The sequence below is a fragment of the Xanthobacter albus genome, assembly GCF_043194895.2.
Lineage (GTDB): Bacteria > Pseudomonadota > Alphaproteobacteria > Rhizobiales > Xanthobacteraceae > Xanthobacter.
The window spans coordinates 1,677,383-1,696,614 of sequence record NZ_CM195532.1 but is presented as its reverse complement, the minus strand read 5'-3'; the positions used below and the strand labels follow the sequence as shown (position 1 = coordinate 1,696,614).

Annotated in this window: 15 protein-coding genes; 6 read left to right on the top strand and 9 right to left on the bottom strand. The window is 71.0% G+C overall.

What is annotated here, in order from left to right:
* Positions 1-168 precede the first annotated feature (168 nt).
* On the top strand, positions 169-2,244 hold the full coding sequence (locus tag V5F75_RS07590) for an aq_1923 C-terminal domain (RefSeq protein ID WP_394035585.1): 2,076 nt from the start codon (positions 169-171) through the stop codon (positions 2,242-2,244).
* Between the two features lie 349 nt (positions 2,245-2,593).
* Here V5F75_RS07590 and aspS read toward each other — a convergent pair whose 3' ends face one another.
* The gene (aspS, locus tag V5F75_RS07585; RefSeq protein WP_394035587.1) at positions 2,594-4,366 is read right to left on the bottom strand and encodes an aspartate--tRNA ligase; all 1,773 of its coding nucleotides are present in this window, start codon (positions 4,364-4,366) and stop codon (positions 2,594-2,596) included.
* A gap of 466 nt (positions 4,367-4,832) precedes the next feature.
* Between aspS and V5F75_RS07580 the strand changes: the two genes are divergently transcribed.
* Positions 4,833-7,193, top strand: coding sequence for a putative bifunctional diguanylate cyclase/phosphodiesterase (locus V5F75_RS07580; RefSeq protein WP_394035589.1), 2,361 nt, complete (start codon positions 4,833-4,835; stop codon positions 7,191-7,193).
* A gap of 105 nt (positions 7,194-7,298) precedes the next feature.
* Positions 7,299-8,447: a ribonuclease D gene (gene rnd / locus V5F75_RS07575; RefSeq protein WP_394035591.1), complete on the top strand. Its 1,149-nt coding sequence runs from the start codon at positions 7,299-7,301 to the stop codon at positions 8,445-8,447.
* A 171-nt stretch (positions 8,448-8,618) separates the two neighbouring features.
* Here the strand turns inward: rnd and V5F75_RS07570 are convergent, their stop codons facing one another.
* Positions 8,619-9,029 carry a gamma-butyrobetaine hydroxylase family protein gene (locus tag V5F75_RS07570; protein ID WP_394035593.1) on the bottom strand — a complete coding sequence of 137 codons (411 nt, stop codon included), beginning with the start codon at positions 9,027-9,029 and terminating at the stop codon, positions 8,619-8,621.
* A 210-nt stretch (positions 9,030-9,239) separates the two neighbouring features.
* Between V5F75_RS07570 and moaA the strand changes: the two genes are divergently transcribed.
* Both moaA and V5F75_RS07560 read left to right on the top strand, forming a co-directional pair.
* On the top strand, positions 9,240-10,283 hold the full coding sequence (gene moaA, locus V5F75_RS07565; RefSeq protein ID WP_394035798.1) for a GTP 3',8-cyclase MoaA: 1,044 nt from the start codon (positions 9,240-9,242) through the stop codon (positions 10,281-10,283).
* Positions 10,284-10,705: 422 nt separating this feature from the next.
* Positions 10,706-11,683: a DMT family transporter gene (locus V5F75_RS07560; RefSeq protein ID WP_394035595.1), complete on the top strand. Its 978-nt coding sequence runs from the start codon at positions 10,706-10,708 to the stop codon at positions 11,681-11,683.
* Positions 11,684-11,907: 224 nt separating this feature from the next.
* Here V5F75_RS07560 and V5F75_RS07555 read toward each other — a convergent pair whose 3' ends face one another.
* From V5F75_RS07555 to V5F75_RS07530, 6 genes are all read right to left on the bottom strand, one after another.
* On the bottom strand, positions 11,908-12,096 hold the full coding sequence (locus V5F75_RS07555; RefSeq protein ID WP_394035597.1) for a hypothetical protein: 189 nt from the start codon (positions 12,094-12,096) through the stop codon (positions 11,908-11,910).
* A gap of 132 nt (positions 12,097-12,228) precedes the next feature.
* Positions 12,229-13,176 (bottom strand): sulfate ABC transporter permease subunit CysW, encoded by a 948-nt coding sequence (cysW, locus tag V5F75_RS07550; protein ID WP_394035599.1) that lies wholly within the window; start codon positions 13,174-13,176, stop codon positions 12,229-12,231.
* A gap of 435 nt (positions 13,177-13,611) precedes the next feature.
* Positions 13,612-14,352: a phosphoadenylyl-sulfate reductase gene (locus tag V5F75_RS07545; RefSeq protein WP_394035601.1), complete on the bottom strand. Its 741-nt coding sequence runs from the start codon at positions 14,350-14,352 to the stop codon at positions 13,612-13,614.
* Entirely contained in the window at positions 14,349-14,852 is a 504-nt protein-coding gene (locus V5F75_RS07540; protein ID WP_394035603.1) for a DUF934 domain-containing protein, read from the bottom strand. The genes V5F75_RS07545 and V5F75_RS07540 overlap by 4 nt, the downstream gene beginning before the upstream one ends.
* Positions 14,839-16,491 carry a nitrite/sulfite reductase gene (locus tag V5F75_RS07535; RefSeq protein WP_394035605.1) on the bottom strand — a complete coding sequence of 551 codons (1,653 nt, stop codon included), beginning with the start codon at positions 16,489-16,491 and terminating at the stop codon, positions 14,839-14,841. Before V5F75_RS07535 ends, V5F75_RS07540 begins: the two co-directional genes overlap by 14 nt.
* Positions 16,492-16,507: 16 nt before the next feature.
* Positions 16,508-16,837, bottom strand: coding sequence for a DUF2849 domain-containing protein (locus tag V5F75_RS07530; RefSeq protein WP_394035607.1), 330 nt, complete (start codon positions 16,835-16,837; stop codon positions 16,508-16,510).
* Between the two features lie 233 nt (positions 16,838-17,070).
* On the opposite strand from V5F75_RS07530, the gene V5F75_RS07525 reads away from it, so the two are divergent.
* The gene (locus tag V5F75_RS07525) at positions 17,071-17,871 is read left to right on the top strand and encodes an enoyl-CoA hydratase/isomerase family protein (RefSeq protein ID WP_394035609.1); all 801 of its coding nucleotides are present in this window, start codon (positions 17,071-17,073) and stop codon (positions 17,869-17,871) included.
* A 559-nt stretch (positions 17,872-18,430) separates the two neighbouring features.
* Here the strand turns inward: V5F75_RS07525 and V5F75_RS07520 are convergent.
* Positions 18,431-19,048 carry a protease inhibitor Inh/omp19 family protein gene (locus V5F75_RS07520; RefSeq protein ID WP_394035611.1) on the bottom strand — a complete coding sequence of 206 codons (618 nt, stop codon included), beginning with the start codon at positions 19,046-19,048 and terminating at the stop codon, positions 18,431-18,433.
* Between the last annotated feature and the right edge of the window lie 184 nt (positions 19,049-19,232).

The following is a 19,232-nucleotide window of genomic DNA, read 5'->3' as shown; positions in this document are numbered from 1 at the left end:
TACGCCCGCGCGATCTCGATATGATCTCTCTTGCGTCAGTCCTGAAACGGGCGCGAAAGGTAGCGGCGCGGTTCGCCGATGTCACGGCCCACCGCACAAATTGAGCAATGCTGCGAACGCACAGGAAGTCTGTGCGATCCGCAGAGGTCGGCGACGAGGACTTTTCCCATGAAGAAACCGCTTGTCATCGGCATCGTGGCCGTTCTCGTCCTCGGCGCCGGCGGATATGCCGGCGTGCAGTATTGGGCGCAGCACAAGGCCCGTGCCGTCATCGACGAGGCGCTCGCCAACGTGCGCGCCACCGGCGCCAAGGCCAGCCTCGGCTCCAGCGCGGTTTCGGTGAAGGATCGCAGCCTGACCCTGGGCGACCTCTCGGTGACCTCAGCCGACGGCGCCCTCTCCCTCACCGTCTCCCGGCTCGCCGCGCGGGGCATGGGCACGCCGCAAGACGGGCGAATCACCGCCGACACGGTCGAGCTGGAGAACGTCACCATCACCCGCACCGGCGGCCCCGGCGGCGCGCGCCTGGTGGAGACCCTGCCCCACGTCGCCATCGAGCGCTACGCCGGCCCGCTGGTGGTGACCCCCACCGCCGGCAATGCGGCCGACCTGGTGGCCGCAAGCCCGGTGGTGCTCGCCCTGCGCCAGCTCGCCGGCGTGGACGCCGCCCGCATCGACGTGCCCCACGCCGTCACCCGCAAGATCGCCGGCAAGGACGATCCCCTGCCCGGCCGGGCGCGGGAGCTGACCCTCGACGGCATCGCGGCCACCGATGTGCGCTCCGGCCGGATCGCCCGCTTCTCCATCGCCCGCCTCGCGGCCGAGGGCCAGCCGACGGATCCCGCCAAGGCGGACGCGGGGGCGGCGGCCCCCGGAAAGGCCGGCAGCGGGCAGGCGGACAGCGGCACCGGCGCGGACGACGCCGCGGATGCCGACGACGGCAGCCTGCCGCGGGTGGAGGTGAGCGCCATTCTCGCCCGCGACATCGACATCACCCCGCTGCTGGCCACTCCCGCCGACGGGGGCCTCAAGCCGGTGCTCGGCGCGCTGGAGACCGGCGCCTTCACCGTCGAGCAGCAGGACGACATCCGCACCGAGGGCGCGAGCCTCAAGCTCACGTCGGTGGCGCTGAAGCCTGCTGCGATCACCGCCGCGCGCCTCGACGCACTCGACGCCCTCTCGGCGGACGAGCCGCCGGCCAACCCCGCGCCGCTGCTGGCGGAGGCCGACGCGCTGCTGCGCGGCATCGCCTTCGCCAATTTCGAGGTGCGCGACATGCGCACCATCGAGCCCGTGGGCGGCGGCCGCGCCGCCCTCTTCGCCCTGAACAAGTTCGAGGGCGGGGTGCTCTCCGAGCTGCGGTTCGAGGGGGTGGAGGGCGACAGCGACGGGCGCGCCGTGAAGTTCGGCAGCATCTCGCTGACCGGGCTCGACCTGCCGCGCCTGCTCGCCCTCGCCCATGCCTCCGACCCCACCCGGCCGGACGTGGCGCTCGGCGGCTTCCGCGTCCTCACGGGGGTCACCCTCGCCGGCATCGAGGTGCCCGCCGACACCACCGGCGACAAGCCCGCCGACCCCATCCGCATCGGCCGCGCGGGGCTCACCTGGGGCGATTTCCCGGATGCCTCCGGCGTGGTGCCCGGACGCATCCGCTTCGAGCTCACCGACGTCACCGGCCCCATCGACGCGGAGGACGGCGAGCCCTTCAACACGCTGGCCGCCGCCGGCCTGAAGGAGGCCACCTTCTCGCTCGCGCTCGGCGCCGTCTATGATCCGGCCACCAGCAGCATCAGCCTCAGCCCCGCCGAGGTGGAGGTGAAGGACGCCTTCCGCACCGCCTTCACCGCGCGGCTGGACAACCTGCCCCTCTCCGCCCTCGCCTCCGAGGAGGCGCTCACGGCGGCGATGCCGGGCGTGAACATCGGCCCGCTCGGCCTCACCATCACCGACCACGGCCTCGCCAGCCTGATGCTGCAGCGCCTCGCCGAGGCGGAGGGGGTGAGCCCGGACGAGTATCGCGCCCACCTGCTCGACCTCCTGAACCAGGGCATCGCCGCGGCCGCTTCCGGCGCGCCCGAGGCCGCCGCCGTGGGCGAGGCCATCGCCCGCTTCATCCGCGACCCGAAGACGCTGGAGATCACCGCGACCCCCAAGGGCCGGGTGCCGCTGCTCGCCTTCATCAACTCCGACGACCCGACCGCGCCGCTGCAGCTCTTCAGCTTCACCGCCGTCAACAAGCCCTGAGGCGCGCGGGCGGGCGTCCGCGCCCGCCCCAAGACACCGGCCGGCGGGCGCCGGAGCCTTGCCGGCCGGCGCGGGCCCTGGCGGAGCGCCGTCCGCCCGCATGGGCGTGCGGCAATCGCGACAGCTGTCGAGACAACGCATCTTCTTCACGCGAGCCGGTTTCCGCGGCTCTTGAAATGCGGCGGCGGCGATGGTCCCGAGCGGCGGCCCTCTCTTTCGCCTGCCGTCCGCGACGGCCGTGACGGCACCTCGGCGCCGGAGCCCGCCGCCCACAGGTCAAAAGAAAGCCCCCGCGCCGGGTGGCGCGGGGGCGATGCAAAACCGGAACCCCGCGCGGCGGGGGCGCCCCTCACTTCTGCGGCGGCACCGGGCGGATGTGCAGCTCGCGCAGCTGCTTCGGCGATGCCTCGTTGGGCGCGCCCATGAGCAGGTCCAGGGCCTGCTGGTTCATGGGGAAGATGGAGATCTCGCGCAGGTTGGTGGTGCCGCACAGCAGCATCACGATGCGGTCCACGCCCGCCGCCATGCCGCCATGGGGCGGGGCGCCGTACTGGAACGCGCGATACATGCCGCCGAAGCGCTCGATCACCGTTTCCTCGTCATAGCCGGCCAGCTCGAACGCCTTCACCATGGCCTCGGGGCGATGGTTGCGGATGCCGCCGGAGGCGATCTCGTAGCCGTTGCAGGCGATGTCGTACTGGAACGCCTTGATGGTGAGCGGATCCTGCGTCTGCAGGGCTTCCAGCCCCCCCTGCGGCATGGAGAAGGGGTTGTGCGAGAAGTCGACCTTCTTCTCGTCCTCCGACCACTCGTAGAAGGGGAAGTCCACGATCCAGGCCAGCTCGAAGCGCTCGGTGTCGATCAGGTTCAGCTCCTCGCCCACCCTGGTGCGGGCGGCGCCGGCGAACTTCACGAACTTCGCGGGATCGCCCGCCAGGAAGAATGCGGCATCCTCCGCCTGGAGGCCGAGCTGCTGGCGGATGGCCTCGGTGCGCTCGGGGCCGATGTTCTTGGCCAGCGGGCCGGCGCCTTCATTGCCCTCGCGCCACATGATGTAGCCGAGGCCGGGCTGGCCCTCGCCCTGGGCCCAGGCGTTCATGCGGTCGCAGAAGGCGCGGGAGCCGCCCTTGGGCGCGGGGATGGCCCACACCTCGTTCTTCTCCACCTCCAGCAGGCGGGCGAACACCTTGAAGCCGGACTCGCGGAAGTGCGCCGACACCTCCTGCATCTCCAGCGGGTTGCGCAGGTCCGGCTTGTCGGTACCGTACTTGCGCATGGAGACGGCATAGGGAATGCGCGGCCAGTTCTGCGTCACCGGCTTGCCGTTGGCGAATTCCTCGAACACGCCGCGGATGACCGGCTCCACCGCCGCGAAGATGTCCTCCTGCTCGACGAAGCTCATTTCCAGGTCGAGCTGGTAGAACTCTCCGGGCAGGCGGTCGGCGCGCGGGTCCTCGTCGCGGAAGCACGGGGCGATCTGGAAGTAGCGGTCGAAGCCGCTCATCATGATGAGCTGCTTGTACTGCTGGGGCGCCTGGGGCAGCGCGTAGAACTTGCCGGGATGCAGCCGCGAGGGCACCAGGAAGTCGCGCGCGCCCTCCGGAGACGAAGCCGTGAGGATGGGGGTCTGGAACTCGAAGAATCCCTGCGCCTTCATGCGGGCGCGCATGGTGTCGATGATGGCGCCGCGGGTCATGATGTTCTTGTGCAGCTTCTCCCGGCGCAGGTCGAGGAAGCGGTACTTCAGCCGGGTCTCCTCCGGATACTCCTGGTCGCCGAACACCGGCAGCGGCAGCTCGGCGGCGGTGCCCAGCACTTCCAGCTCGGTGGCGTAGATCTCGACGGCGCCGGTGGCGAGGTCCGCATTCCCGGTGCCCTCGGGGCGCAGACGCACCTTGCCGTCGATGCGGATGACCCACTCGGAACGCGCCTTCTCGGCGTCCTTGAAGGCGGCGCTGTCGGGGTCCACCACCACCTGAGTGAGGCCGTAATGGTCGCGCAGGTCGATGAACAGCACGCCGCCGTGGTCGCGGATGCGGTGGCACCAGCCGGAGAGCCGGACGTGCTCGCCCACCTCGGCGGTGGTGAGCGCGCCGCAGGTATGGGAGCGATAGCGGTGCATCAAATTGCCCTTTCCAGGCTGAGCGGATGGGACGCGGGAAGCCTTGAAGCTCCTCCCGCGGGCCCCGCGCGCAGCCGGCCGGGCGCGCGCAGCACCGCGCGGGCACAGCCCATGCCGGCCGATGCGCGCACGCACCGCGGCGCGGGCTGTCCGCGTCTGAAGCGGGGCGAAGGTGCATGCGCCCCGCGCCGTGTCAAGCTTTTGACAATGGGAGAGCGGCGATAAGGACGCCTGGACGCAACGAAGACACCGCAATACGTCTATGAACGGATCAAGCGGCGTCGGGATCGTCGATCGCCAACCTGAGCCGGCGCTTTTCGATATGGGCGGGCAATTGTCAAATTTTGTCGGGGGCCTGTGACAGCCACGGTCCTGTTTCGCGCGGCAGCGGCGTGGTATGACCATCCGCACGTGAGGCGCGCGCCGGACCGGAGGCGGCGGCCGGCACCCAAACACGGGATACCGAGTGAGTTCAGGCCCTTCCCCTTCCGGCACCGCTTCGCCCGCCTCCCGCCTGGAGGCCGCCGCCGCCGATGACCTCCGCGAGGATGCCGCCCTTGCGCCCCCGCCGCGCCTGCTGCGGCCACGGGCGCTGCTGGTCGGCCTCGGCGTCGTCATCTGCGCGATCATCTGCATCGGCACCGCTGCGCTCGTCACCTCGCTCTACCGGCAGAGCTATGCGGAGCACCGGCGCGAGGTCCGCAATCTCGCCATCTCGCTCGCGGAGCAGACGGACCGGGCGCTGCAAAGCCTCGACCTCGTGCAGCGCAGCCTCGCCGAGCGCGTCGCCGACGCGGGCATCGCCACGCCCCAGGAGTTCGCTGCGGCCATGGGGCAGCGCTCCATCTACCGGCTGATGCGGGAAAAGATGTCCGGCCTGCCCCACGTGGATGCCCTCTCGGTCATCGGCAGCGACGGCCGGCTCGTGAGCACCACCCGCCGCTGGCCGACCCCGGACATCGACCTCGCCCACCGCGACTACTTCATTGTATTGAGCAGCATGAAGGGGCCGCCCACCTTCATCGGCGAGCCGGTGCGGAACACGGTGACGGGCACCGTCACCATGTTCCTGGGGCGGCGCGTCACCGCGCCCGACGGCACCTTCCTGGGCATCATCCTCGGGGCCATGGAGCAATCCTCGTTCGAGGAGAACTTCGCCAACATCGACCTCGCCCCCTCGGGCCTCATCGCCCTGCTGCGCGACGACGGCGCCCTCCTGGCGCGCGTGCCCGGCAGCGCCGCCCAGTTCCCCCGCGACGCGGCGGTGCGGGCCGGGATCGCTCGCGCCCTGTTCGCGCGCGCGGGCGGCGACGAGGTGATCCCCGCCGGCATCCTCGATGCGCGCGAGCGCGTGGTGGCGGTGGAGAAGCTCGCGAACTTCCCCCTCGCCGTGGTCATCAGCGACAGCGTAGACTGGCTGGAGGAGCAGGCTTGGCGGCAGATGCTGCCCGTCATCCTGGCGGCCGTGCTGGTGTGCGGCCTCATCGGCCTCGTCATCTATTTCGTCATCCGCCAGCTCGACAGCGAGCGGGCCTTTTCGGAGATGGAGCGCCGCCGGGCGCGCTACGACGCCCTCACCGGCCTGCCCAACCGCCTGTTCTTCGCCGAGCGGCTGGCCACCCGCCTCGCCCATGCCGGCGACCGCAGGATCGCCCTTCTCTTCATCGACCTCGACTATTTCAAGAGCGTCAACGACACCCTGGGCCACGACATCGGCGACGCCCTGCTCCAGGCGGTCGCCGAGCGGCTGCTGGATGCGGTGGCGGAGCACGACTTCGTGGCGCGCCTGGGCGGCGACGAGTTCGCCGTGATCTGCGGCGAGGCCGAGGACGACGCGCAGGCGGAGGCCGCCGCCCTCGCCGTCATCGAGGCCCTGAGGGCGCCCTTCATGCTGGAGCACCACCAGGTGCTCACCGGCGCCAGCGTGGGCATCGCCATGTTCCCGCGCGACGGAACCGATGTCGCCACCCTGCTCAAATGCGCCGACCTCGCCCTCTACGGGGCCAAGAACGACGGCCGCGGCACCGCGCGCCTGTTCGAGGCCAACATGGGCGACACCGCCCGCGCCCGGCGCGACATCGAGCTCGACCTGCACGAGGCCTGGGAGAACAGCCAGTTCCGCATGGCCTACCAGCCCATCTTCGAGGCCGCGAGCGGGCGGCTCGCCGGGTTCGAGGCGCTGCTGCGCTGGCGCCACCCCGTGCGCGGGGAGGTGCCGCCCGAGCGCTTCATCCCGGTGGTGGAGGAATCGGGCCTGATCCTGAAGGTGGGCAGCTGGATCCTCGACCAGTCCTGCCGCACCGCCGCCGGCTGGCCGGAGCACCTCTTCATCTCGGTCAACGTCTCCCCGGCGCAGTTCCGGGGCGGGCACACGGAGCAACAGGTCCGGGACGCGCTGAAGCGCAGCGGCCTGCCGCCCGCCCGGCTGGAGCTGGAAATCACCGAATCGCTGCTGCTGAAGGCGGACTCTTCCGTCCGCGCCCTGCTGGACCGGTTCCGCGCGGAGGGCATCATCCTCGCCCTCGACGATTTCGGCACCGGCTATTCCTCCCTACGCTACCTGCAGGTGCTGAACATCAGCCGCCTGAAGATCGACCAGAGCTTCATCCGCCGCGTGGTGGACGATCCCCATACGCGGGCCATCGTGAAGGCGATCCTCAGCCTCGCGCAGGCGCTGGAGCTCAAGAGCACGGCCGAAGGCATCGAGGACCAGGCCCAGCTCGACTTCCTGAAGCAGGAAGGCTGCACCCATTTCCAGGGCTTCCTCCTGGGCCCGCCCATGTCGGAGGAGGAGGCGACGCGCCTCGCCCGCGCCTCCGCCGGCTGAGGCGGGGACCGAGGCAAGGCCGCCCGCGCCATCATCCCGCCGCAGCCGGACAAAATCACGCCACAATCCCTTCCGCCCGCGCTCCGACGCGGATATGGTCGCCTTATGGATCTCATCACCACGACCGACGCTCTCGTATCGGCTTGTGAGCGTCTCGCCCGCCATCCCTTCGTCACCGTGGACACGGAATTCCTCCGCGAGACCACGTTCTGGCCCAAGCTGTGCGTCGTGCAGCTGGCCTCCCCGGAGGAGGCCATCGTGGTGGACGCGCTGGCCGAGGGGCTCGACCTCGCGCCCGTCTACCAGCTCATGGCCGACACCCAGGTCATGAAGGTGTTCCACGCCGGCCGGCAGGACATCGAGATCATCTGGCACCAGGCCCGCCTCATCCCCCACCCGGTGTTCGACACCCAGGTGGCGGCAATGGTGCTGGGCTACGGCGACAGCATCTCCTACGACCAGCTCGTGCAGCGGGTGTGCGGGCACGCCATCGACAAGTCCTCCCGTTTCACCGACTGGTCGCGCCGTCCCCTCAGCCCGGCGCAGGTGGCCTATGCGGTCACCGACGTGACCCACCTGCGGGACATCTACATGCGGCTCACGGCCGACCTCGACACCCGCGGCCGCGGCGAATGGGTGGGCGAGGAGATGCATGTGCTCACCTCCCCCGCCACCTACGACCAGAACCCCGACACCGCCTGGGAGCGCCTGAAATCCCGCGTGCGCAAGCCGCGCGAGCTGGGGGTGCTGGTGGAGGTGGCCGCATGGCGCGAGCGCGAGGCCCAGAGCCGAGACCTGCCGCGCGGCCGCGTCATCAAGGACGAGGTGATCGGCGAGATCGCCGTGCAGCAGCCGCAGACCCCCGAAAAGCTCTCCGAGCTGCGCTCCCTGCCCAAGGGCTTCGAGCGCTCGCGCTATGGCGAGGCGGTGCTGGAGGCGGTGAAGCGCGGCCTCGCCCGCGACCCGCGCGCGCTCCCGCGCATCGAGCGCGACAAGCCGCTGCCCAACGGGGCCAACGCCACCGTGGAGCTGCTGAAGGTGCTGCTGCGCATGACCGCCGAGCAGAACGCGGTGGCCGCCAAGGTGATCGCCACCACCGACGACCTGGAACGCATCGCCGTGGATGACGAGGCCGACGTGCCCGCCATGAAGGGCTGGCGGCGCGAGCTGTTCGGCGAGCGCGCCCTCGCCCTCAAGGCCGGCCGCATCGCCCTGGCGGTGGAGAAGGGCCGCGTGATCTCCGTGGAGCGCTGACGGGCGCTCCCCTCCCGCCCCAGGCCGGGCAGGCGGAGCAGCGCGCCGACCGCAGGCCGGAGCGCTTCACCAAGGAGGACGGCGGGGCGGCCCTGAGCGCGCCGCGCGCCTCATGCCATCGGCCCCGGCTCTGTCCGGTGCCGCCTCAGTTCCGCTCAAACACCTCCAGTCTCAGCCGCGCGAGAGGCCCCGCGCCGCCAGCACCTCGGCATAGGCGGTGAGCAGCGCCTCCTGGTCCCGCCCGTAGCGGTAGAGCAGCGCCCAGGGGTAGATGCCGGTGGAATGGCCGTCGTCGAAGGTGAGGCGGAGGGCGTAATTGCCCACCGCCTCCACGCCGGTGATACGCACCGCGCGCTTGCCGGCCACCGTCACCTTCTCGTGGGGCGCATGGCCCTGCACCTCGGCGGAAGGGCTCTCCACCCGCAGCAGCTCGGCGGGAATGCGGAAGCGCGCGCCGTCGTCGAAGGCGATGTCGAGGGCATCCTTGTCGTGCGCCAGTCGAATCTCGGTGGGCCAGGCGGCGGGCACCGGCTCGGGCGCGGGGGGCTGGGGCGTCTCCTGCTGGGTGATGTTCCCGGTCATTGCGGGCGGTCCTTGTGTTGGAGCACGGCTTGTCTTGAAGCACGGCTTCGTGCGCCGGCTCCCTGTTCATGTCGCCGTTGCATACGATATAAGGATCAGGCGCCGAAGTCCGCGCGCTGCCGCAGGCAGGACGGACCCTTCGAGACCGGCGGCAAGCCGGCGGACGGGACGGCGCGGGCGGATGGCGAGGAGAGCGAGGCGGTGAGTGCCGTGCTGAGGGACCTGATCGACCGGCCGAGCGTCGCCGCCGGCCGCGATGCCGGGCCGCTGGTGGATACCTTCGGCCGCGCCGTGACCTACCTGCGGGTCTCGGTGACGGACCGCTGCGATTTCCGCTGCGTCTATTGCATGTCCGAACACATGACCTTCCTGCCGAAGCCGGAACTGCTGAGCCTGGAGGAGCTGGACCGGCTGTGCGGCGCCTTCGTCATGCGCGGGGTGCGCCGGCTGCGCCTCACGGGCGGCGAGCCGCTGGTGCGGCGCGACGTGATGACCCTGGTTTCGAGCCTCTCGCGCCACCTGGAGACCGGCCGGCTGGACGAGCTGACGCTCACCACCAACGGCTCCCTGCTCGCCCGCCACGCGGCCGACCTCGCGGCCTGCGGCGTCCGGCGCATCAACGTCTCCCTGGACACGCGCGATGCCGCCCGCTTCCGCGCCGTGACCCGCTGGGGCGACCTCGCCCGCGTGATGGAGGGCATCGCCGCCGCCAAGGCCGCGGGCATCCGGGTGAAGATCAACACCGTGGCGCTCAAGGGCGTGAACGAGGAAGAGATCCCGAGCCTCGTGGAATGGGCCCATGGCGAGGGGCACGACCTTTCCCTCATCGAGGTGATGCCGCTCGGCGAGGTGGGCGAGGAGCGCGCGGACCAATACCTGCCGCTCGATGCCGTGCGCGCGCGGCTGGAGCAGCGCTTCACCCTCTCGGACATCGCCTACCGCACCGGCGGGCCGGCGCGCTACGTGGAGGTGAAGGAAACCGGCGGGCGGCTCGGCTTCATCACTCCGCTCACCCACAATTTCTGCGAGGGGTGCAACCGGGTGCGGGTGACCTGCACCGGCACCCTCTACATGTGCCTCGGCCAGGAGGACGCCGCCGACCTGCGCGCGCCGCTGCGCGCCTCCCCCACCGACGAGGCCCTTCACGCCGCCATCGACGCCGCCATCTTCCGCAAGCCCAAGGGCCACGACTTCGTCATCGACCGCGCCCATGGCCCGGCGGTGAGCCGGCACATGAGCGCCACGGGCGGCTAGGGCAATTCCAGCGAAAGCGCGTGGCGGTTTCGCGTCCGCAATTGCGATGAACGAAAGACCTGGAGCATGTTCGGCCAACCGGTGTTCGGCGCACATGCCTTAAGGTGCGCTTCAGCATTGCGGCGCGACTGGGGCGCGGCCATGCGCGCCGCGCAGGGCCGCCGGCCGAGCGGCCGGAATTCCGCAAGGTCGCCGCGCGGGCGAATACGCTAAGTACGAAGCATGATCCGCTTTCCGCCGCCGGCCTCCGGCGGCGCGGCGCGGGAATGTCCTCCGGCGCGACTGGCCGGCGGGAACGGGAAAGCGCGGACAGCGTGTCCCGGCTCCGCCCACGCCCGCGGCAGGAGGCCCCGCGCGCAGGGGAGACGCCGCGCACCGGCGCTCCGGCGCGGATCCGGGGAAGCGCGTTCGAAGGGCGAGAGATGACGAACGGGACGGGTGGCAACCAGCCGGCCGGCGGCGCGCCGGGCATGGCGCTGAAGGGCGTCATCGCCATGGCGCTGGCCATGGCCATGTTCATCACCAACGACACCTGCCTGAAGGTGGCGGTGCGCGAGCTGCCGCTGGGCGAGGCCATCTTCCTGCGCACCCTGCTCTCGGTGCTGATGATCCTGGCGCTGGTGGCGCGGGGTGGGGACCTTCCGGCCCTGCCCATGGCGTTCCGCCCGCGGGTGCTGGCGCGCTCGTCGCTCGATTCGCTCACCACCTTCCTCTACGTGGCGGCGCTGGCGGTGATGCCCATCGCCTCCTCCACCACCATCTACATGGTGGCGCCGCTGATGACGACGGCGCTGGCGGTGCCCATGCTGGGGGAGAAGGTGAGCTGGCGCAGCTGGTGCGCGATCGTCATCGGCTTCTGCGGCGCGATCATCGTGACCCGGCCGGACCCCGCCACCTTCTCCGCGTTCGCCCTGCTGCCGGCGTTCGCCGCCTTCTGCGGCTCGGCGCGGGACGTGATGACCCGCGGCATCGGCATGGACATTCCCGGCCCGGTGGTGGGCTTCTCCTCGGGCATCGTGCTGGTTTCGAGCGCCGCCCTGTTCGCGCTTTGGGAGCCGTGGCACGCGCCCTCCCTCCAGGTGCTGGGCGTGGTGTGCATCGCCTCGACCGCATTCGCGGCGGGCACGCTGCTGCTGGTGTTCGCCTTCCGACACGCGCCGGTGGCCTCGGTCTCGCCCCTGCGCTACCTCATGGTGTTCGGAGCGCTGGTCTCCGGCTACCTGGTGTTCGGCGACCTGCCGGACATCTGGACCACGGTGGGCATGGTGCTGGTGGTGGGGGCCGGGCTCTATGCGCTCACCTGCGAGCACCGGCGCAGCATGAAGGCGCGGCGCGCTGCGGCCGGGTGCGGCAATGCCGCCATCGGCGCCGCGGTCGCCTGCGCCCCGGCGAAGGACTGAGGCATTTTTCGCTCGCACCGGCTTCCGGAGGGCGTTCTCAGGGGCGTTCTCTCGGGGCCGCGCGACCGGAAGCCACCGCGCCCGACACCGCCGTGATGCCGAAGGCCCGCCAGACGCTCAAGCCAAGCCGGTGTCGCGCCCGCCACGGACCGGCCTCCAGTGCCGCAGCCGATGGCATGACCTTCCACCGCGGCCCGCTCTCGAATCGGCCAGCGCCGGCCGCGTCAGTGCGGGCGGGGGCGGTATTCGCCGGTCACGGGGTCGCGCTCCAGCGGGATGGTCTTCAGCGCCCCGTCCTCGGCCGCCCGCTGGCGGTCCATGCGGGCGTTGACGCGGCGCGCCTCGTTGGCGATGACCTTCACCAGGGCGGCGGCGCCGAAGGCGCCCAGGGCGACGACGAACAGCGGCGGCACGGCGGTTCTCCTCGATCCTGCGGCAGGCCCGGTGCGAGGCCTCAGTCCGCATCCGCCGCGGGCGGGCCGGAAGGCCCCCGCGGCGTCATTCCACGGCACCCGGCCCTTATAGCACCCGCGCGGGGCGCGACGTCAGCGGTCCGCCTCGGCCAGCCGGTGCTCCAGCACGGTCTTGGCCACCAGCGTCACCAGCGCCAGCAGCGCCAGCAGCGAGGCCACCGCGAACGAGGCCACGAACTGGTATTCGTTATAGAGGATCTCGATGTGCAGCGGCATGGTGTTGGTGAGGCCGCGAATGTGCCCCGACACCACCGAGACCGCGCCGAACTCGCCCATGGCGCGCGCGTTGCAGAGCAGCACACCGTAGAGCAGCGCCCATTTCACGTTGGGCAGGGTGACGCGGAAGAAGGTGGAGAGCCCCGACGCGCCGAGCGAGACCGCCGCCTCTTCCTCGGACGTGCCCTGCTCCTGCATCAGCGGAATCAGCTCCCGCGCCACGAACGGGAAGGTGACGAACACGGTGGCGAGCACGATGCCCGGCAAGGCGAAGATGATCTTCACGTCCCACGCCGCGAGCCACGCCGCGAACAGGCCGTGGGAGCCGAACAGCAGCACGAACATGAGGCCCACCACCACCGGCGAGACCGAGAACGGCAGGTCGATCAGCGAGATCAGCAGGCTCTTGCCGGGGAACTCGAACTTGGCGATGGCCCAGGAGGCCGCGAGCCCGAACAGGAGATTGGCCGCCACCGAGATGGCCGCCACCACCAGCGTGAGGCGGATGGCCGCCAAGGCATCGGGATCGACAAGGGCGGCGAGATAGGCGGGAACCCCGCGCTTGAACGCCTCCACGAACACCGCCAGCAGCGGCAGGCCGATGAACAGGCCGAGGAAGGCCAGCGCCAGCACCGTGAGGGTGATGCGCACCGCCGCCGGCTCGGTGTTCACCGGGCGGTGGCCATGGCGGGCCAGGGCCCGCCCCTCGGAAAGCCCGGAGGGCGGCCCCTCGCTCACGCCGAGGGCCGGGGGCGCCGCGCGCGGCGCATCTCGGGGCGGCGCATCCTGGGCAAGCAAGCTCATGGGCAAGGTCCTCTGCGGCCGCGGGCGCGGACGGGTTCCGGCGAGCGGCAGGCCACCCGCGCAGCCGGGCGGTCTTGCCGCGTTTCGGGGCGGACGGCCATGCGGCGCCGCGTCATGGGCGGGCGCCGCCCGGACGCCCCCGAAGGGACGGCCGGCGGCACGGAACGGCCGAGGGGCGAGGCGGCGGAAGGGCGAGGCCCCCAATGCCGCCATCATAGGACGATCCCGCCCCAAACGCATGATCGGCAGGCACCGGCTCGCCGAACATGCTCCAAATCCTTGTTTTGTCGCAACTCCACACGCAAAGCCGCTACGCGCTTTGCCGGACTTGATCGAGGGCATCTTCAAGCGCGGCGGAACCGTTTCGCGTGAAGAAAATGCGTGGCCTCAAGCGCCAGAAGCGACTTCCCTGCGCCGGTGCGCGCAGGAAGCGCCCTAGATCCCCTCTCCCAGGTGGATGCCGCACTCGGTCTTGGCGCGGCCGCGCCAGCGTCCGGCGCGCGGGTCCTCGCCGGGCTTCACGCGCGAGGTGCACGGCATGCAGCCGATGGAGAGGAAGCCGTGCTTCTCCAGCGGATGATGGGGCAGCCCCTGGCGCTCCATGTAGGCGAGGAGGTCCTCGCGGCCCAGGGTGGCGAGGGGGTTGAACTTCACCCGCGCGCCGTCGCCCTCCACCACCGGAATGGTGGAGCGGGTCTGCGCCTGGTAGCGCTTGCGGCCGTTGATCCAGGCCGCATAGGGGGCGAGCGCGCGGGCGAGCGGCTCCACCTTGCGCACGGCGCAGCAGGCGTCCGGGTCCTCGGCCCACAGGCCGGCGTCCTTGTCCCGGTCGGCCAGGGCCTGCGGATCGGGCGAGAACGTGAGCACCTGGGTGAGCCCCAGCAGCTCCACGAGCTGGTCGCGATAGGCCAGGGTCTCGGGGAAGAGATGCCCGGTGTCGAGGAAGACGATGGGCGCCGCCTTGCTCACCTGCGCGATCATGTGCAGCAGCACCACCGATTCGGTGCCGAAGGACGACACCGCCGCGATGCGCCCCGGAAACAGCGCCAGCGCGATCTCGATTATCTTCTCCGGCTCGCTCCGGCGCAGCGCGGCGTCGAGGGCGAACACGTCGAGGGGCAGCGGCTGGGAGGGGAAGGCCGGGCGGTCCCCGGCACTTCCGGCGGTGGCGTTCATGCGGGTCGCTCCTGCAGCGCGCGGCGCGCCTCGGCGACAGTGCGCCGGCCGTCGCCCGTGGGCTGGTAGAAGAGGGAGTAGCTGCCGAGCGCCTGGGCGGCCGCGGCGGCATCGGCCTCCTTCTCCACCACCAAAGCGTCGAAGCCGGAGCGGACGAGCATCAGGAGCTGGTCGCGCAGCACGTTGCCGGTGGCGCGCAGCTCGCCCCTGAAGCCGTAGCGCTCGCGCAGCAGCCGCGCCTGGCTGTAGGCGCGCCCGTCGCGGAACTTGGGCAGGGACAGGACGATGAGCGACAGGCGCGACAGCAGCGGCTGCAGCTCGCCCACGTCGCGGTCGTTGGGCCAGGCGACCCCGATCTCGCCGTTGCGGGCGAGGAGGCTTTCCTTCTCCGCCGCGAGGCGCGCGGCCGAGACGATCACCGGCCCGTCGGGCAGGGCCTCGCCGTCGGCCACCGGGGTGAAGGGATCGGCGATGGTCGCGCCGGACTTAACGAGGGGCATAGGCGCGCTCCTTGAAGGGGTCGATGCCGAGGCGCTCCACCGCGGCGATGAAGGTTTCGGCCGGCGAGGCGCGCAGCTCCAGATAGGTCTCCACCAGCCGCTCCACCGCGTCCACGATCTCGCTCTCGGGGATGGCGGGCCCGATCAGCTCGCCCAGGCGCGCCTTGGAATTGCCCTTGCCGCCCAGGGTGATCTGGAAGAACTCCTCGTCCTTCTTCTCCACCCCGAGAATGCCGATGTGGCCGATGTGATGGTGCCCGCAGGCGTTGATGCAGCCGGAGATGTTGACGTGCAGCCGGCCGATGTCGGCGATGCGCGCGTCGTCGGCGAAGCGCTCCGTCAGCTTCTGGGCGATGGGGATGGAGCGGGTGTTGGCGAGCGAGCAGTAGTCGAGGCCGGGGCAGGAGATGATGTCGCTCACGAGGCCCACGTTCGGGGTGGCGACCCCGATGGCGTCGAGCGCCTTCCACAGGGCCGGCAGGTCCTTCTGCCGCACGTGGGGGAACACGAGGTTCTGCTCGTGGGCGACGCGGATCTCGCCATGGGCATAGCGCTCGGCGAGGTCGGCGATGGCGTCCATTTGGTCGGCCGTGCAGTCGCCGGGCGGGCCGCCCACGGGCTTCAGCGAGAGGGTGACGATGGCATGGCCGGGCGCCTTGTGGGGCGCCACGGAATTGGCGTGCCAGCGGGCGAAGGCCGGCTCCGCCAGCGCCGCGGAAAGCTCCGCCGGGCCGTCGGCCAGGGCCTCGAAATCGGGAATGGAGAAGCGGCCGGCGATGTCGGCGATGGCCGCGTCATCCAGCTTCAGGGCGCCGTCGCGGATCTCGCGCCACTCGGCCTCCACCTTCTGCGCGAAGGCCTCGGCGCCCAGCTCGTGCACCTGGATCTTGATGCGCGCCTTGTAGATGTTGTCGCGCCGCCCGCCGAGATTGTAGGTGCGCAGGATCGCCTCCAGGTAGGAGAGCAGGTCCTCCTTCGGCAGGAAATCGCGGATGGTCTTGCCGATATAGGGGGTGCGGCCGAGCCCGCCGCCCACCATCACCTCGAACCCGGTCCTGCCGTCGCGCTGGTGGAGGCGCAGGCCCACGTCATGCACGCGGGTGGCGGCGCGGTCATGCTTCGCCGCGGTGATGGCGATCTTGAACTTACGCGGCAGGTAGGTGAACTCGGGGTGCAGCGTCGACCACTGGCGGATGATCTCCGCATAGAGGCGCGGATCCTCGATCTCGTCGCGCGCGGCGCCGGCGAAGGCGTCGGTGGTGGTGTTGCGGATGCAGTTGCCGGAGGTCTGGATGCCGTGGATGCCCACCTCGGCCAGCTCGGCCATGGCGTCCGGCAGCTCGGAAAGTTTGATCCAATTGTACTGGATGTTCTGGCGCGTGGTGAAATGGCCGTAGCCGCGATCATAGCGCCGGGCCACACGGGCGAGCCGGCGGAGCTGGTCCGCGCTCAGCGTGCCGTAGGGAATGCACACGCGCAGCATGTAGGCGTGGAGCTGCAGGTACACGCCGTTCATGAGGCGGAGCGGCTTGAACTCCTCCTCGTTCAATTCGCCGGACAGGCGGCGGGCCACCTGATCCCGGAACTCGGCGACACGCTCCTGAAGGAAGGTCCGATCGAACTCGTCATAGACGTACATGGGGTGCGAACTCTCTTCAGGCCGCGGCGGCGGCGGCCGCGCGGGGGGCGCCCACGGTGGGGCCGAGCACGCGGATGCGCTCGCGCAGGTTGGCGGGGGCGGCGCGCCCCTCCCTGGTGAGGACGACCGAGGCCGCATAGGCCCCGACGGCCGTATTCTCGTCGCCGTGGGCGATGGCGAGCAGGCGCTGAACCTCCTCGCCAGTGGTGGCCACCGCCGCCTCGGCGATGGCAAGGCTCCAGGTGCCGGCGGGCGTGAGCCACACCACCACGCCGTCCGCGAGGCGGTTCGCGGTGACGGCGGTGGGGCCGGAGATCTTCAGCTTGCGTTGCAGCGGCGAGGTCATCGCGCCCGGCTCCCGGTTTTGAAGTTGACAAATTCTGTGGAATTAACACGTCGCCATATCGTAGTTACAAGCTAAAACATCGAATATGTATGTGCAATAAATAAAATCACACACACATGTCGCGTGAAATGCAGTCCCCGTCTTGCGATGCGGGAGACGCCGGTGCAGGCTCGGCCGTGGCCGGCCCTCGCGCCCGCCCATGAACGAGACCAACGAAACCGCCGGGAGGCTCCATGACCGACGCCGCGACATCCGCGCCCATCCTGCTCGACATCTCCGAAGGCATCGCCCGCATCCGCTTCAACCGGCCGGAGGTGCTCAACGCCCTCGACGAAGCCACCATCCTGGCCTGGAAGGCGGCGGTGGACCGGGTAGCGGACGACGACACCGTGCGCGCCGTGGTGCTTTCGGGCGAGGGGCGGGCCTTCCTGGCCGGCGGCGACGTGGGACGCTTCCACACGGCTGGCGCGGCGGCGCCGCAGGTGGTGGCGGCCATCATCGATCCCTTCCACCAGACCATGCTCGCCCTCGCCGGCCTGCCGGCACCGGTGATCGCGAGCGTCCACGGCGCGGTGGCGGGCGCCGGCCTCTCCGTGGCCCTGGCGGCGGACCTGGTGGTGGCCGCCGACGATGCCCGCTTCACCATGGCCTACACCCGCATCGGCGCCACGCCGGACGGCTCGGGCACCTTCTCGCTGCCGCGCGTGGTGGGCCTGCGCAAGGCCATGGAGCTGACCCTGCTCTCCGATGCGGTGGATGCCGCCGAGGCCCTGCGCCTGGGGCTGGTGAACAAGGTGGTGCCCGCCGCCGACCTCGCCGCCGAGACCGACGCGCTGGCGCGGCGCCTCGCGGCCGGGCCCACCGCCGCCTACGGCCGGGTGAAGCACCTGCTGCGCGCCTCCTTCTCCCACACCCTGGCGGAGCAGCTCCACGCCGAGCGGGAAGCCTTCATCGCCAGTGCCGGGACGGCCGATTTCGCGGAGGGGGTGGCCGCCTTCGTGGGCAAGCGGGCGCCGGCCTTCACCGGGCGCTGAGGCGCTCTCCACCGGGCGAGGGACACTCCATTTAACGCATGGAATTTGTTTATTGACAAATTCACATGACTTTATCATGTTCATGGAAAATATGGATCTGCGAACATGACCCTCGCCCAGCGCCAGCTTCTTCGCGACAGCCTCTTCTTCGCGGCCGCCTATGCGGTGATCGTCGCCGCCGTCATCTTCGGCTGAGCGGCCTCGTTCACCCCGCGCTCCGCGGCGCACGCCGCCGGAGACGCCTGCGCCGGGCCACGGCCCGGCGGCATCCCGCAGCCATTGCGGCGGGACCATTCCTGAAATCAGCGTCCCGAAACGCCGCTCCACCGGCGTAGCCGCCGTGCCTGCACGCGAGCGAGACGGCAACGGCCCTTCCCTCCCCCACACGGCGCATGGCCGATGCGCAGGCGTCCCTTGCCCCCGCCTCACGTCCGGACGCAGCGCACCGCGCCCTGCCCCGCGCGGGTTCAGGGACAATTCCAAGGCTCCGATGTCTCTGAAAAGGCCCGCTTCGAGGCCCCATTCCGCCCTGGCGCGCCCAGGGCGCCGGGCCGCGCGCTCAGCGGGCGAGCGCGACCTGCTGGCTGGTGTCGGTCATCACGCCCACGTAGCGGTTGGGACCGGCCGGCACCAGGCGCGCGGTCACCTTGCCCTGGTGGTTCTCCAGCACGATGTCCGGGCCCATCATGTCCCAGCCCTTGGTCATGAAAATCTCGCTGGGGCAGGAGACGTCCGCCTGCGCCGACATGCCGCTGAGGCCGCGGGTGGTGGACAGGGTGACGGGGCAGGTGTTGCGCCCGTTGTCCCAGGAGAAGCTCCACGCGCCCGAGATCTGCTCCTTGGCGGCGGTGGGGGCATAGGCCGCGCCGCCGGGGTTGGCGGGCGGCGGGGCGAGGGGCACGTTGTTGGCCGTGGTGCGCGGGGCGATGGCATCGGCGGCGGAAGCGGTCCGCACCGGTGCGGCCTCGGGCGCGGCGGCGGAAGCCTGGGCGGCAGCCGGAGCGGGAACCTGCGAGGTCTCCACCGCGCCGGTGGGCGCGGCGAGCGGCTGGGGCGCCTCCACCCGGTTGGCGGCGACGGCCGAGGGCTTGCCGCCGAAGCCGTCCAGCTCGGTGCTGCAGCCCGCGAGGAGCGCCGCGAGGCCGCCGGCGGCCAGCACCGCGCCCGTCCCGGACATGACCCCGCGCCGGGCTTGCCCGCGCCATACCGCCTTGCACCAAAAATCCCGCATCAACACTCTCCGGACGCGCCCCGCATCCCCCGGCCACCCGCTGCTGCCACCTTCCGGCGGCCACCATCGCGAGCCCGTTCGACGTTCGGATCCCAGCCCGTTCCGGCGCTCGGCGCGCGCCCGCACGGGG

Coding starts and splice junctions, on each gene's coding strand:
- V5F75_RS07590 (WP_394035585.1), top strand. CDS start 169: ATGAAGAAACCGCTTGTCATCGGCATCGTGGCCGTTCTCGTCCTCGGC.
- aspS (WP_394035587.1), bottom strand. CDS start 4,366: ATGCACCGCTATCGCTCCCATACCTGCGGCGCGCTCACCACCGCCGAG.
- rnd (WP_394035591.1), top strand. CDS start 7,299: ATGGATCTCATCACCACGACCGACGCTCTCGTATCGGCTTGTGAGCGT.
- V5F75_RS07570 (WP_394035593.1), bottom strand. CDS start 9,029: ATGACCGGGAACATCACCCAGCAGGAGACGCCCCAGCCCCCCGCGCCC.
- V5F75_RS07560 (WP_394035595.1), top strand. CDS start 10,706: ATGACGAACGGGACGGGTGGCAACCAGCCGGCCGGCGGCGCGCCGGGC.
- cysW (WP_394035599.1), bottom strand. CDS start 13,176: ATGAGCTTGCTTGCCCAGGATGCGCCGCCCCGAGATGCGCCGCGCGCG.
- V5F75_RS07545 (WP_394035601.1), bottom strand. CDS start 14,352: ATGAACGCCACCGCCGGAAGTGCCGGGGACCGCCCGGCCTTCCCCTCC.
- V5F75_RS07540 (WP_394035603.1), bottom strand. CDS start 14,852: ATGCCCCTCGTTAAGTCCGGCGCGACCATCGCCGATCCCTTCACCCCG.
- V5F75_RS07535 (WP_394035605.1), bottom strand. CDS start 16,491: ATGTACGTCTATGACGAGTTCGATCGGACCTTCCTTCAGGAGCGTGTC.
- V5F75_RS07530 (WP_394035607.1), bottom strand. CDS start 16,837: ATGACCTCGCCGCTGCAACGCAAGCTGAAGATCTCCGGCCCCACCGCC.
- V5F75_RS07525 (WP_394035609.1), top strand. CDS start 17,071: ATGACCGACGCCGCGACATCCGCGCCCATCCTGCTCGACATCTCCGAA.
- V5F75_RS07520 (WP_394035611.1), bottom strand. CDS start 19,048: ATGTCCGGGACGGGCGCGGTGCTGGCCGCCGGCGGCCTCGCGGCGCTC.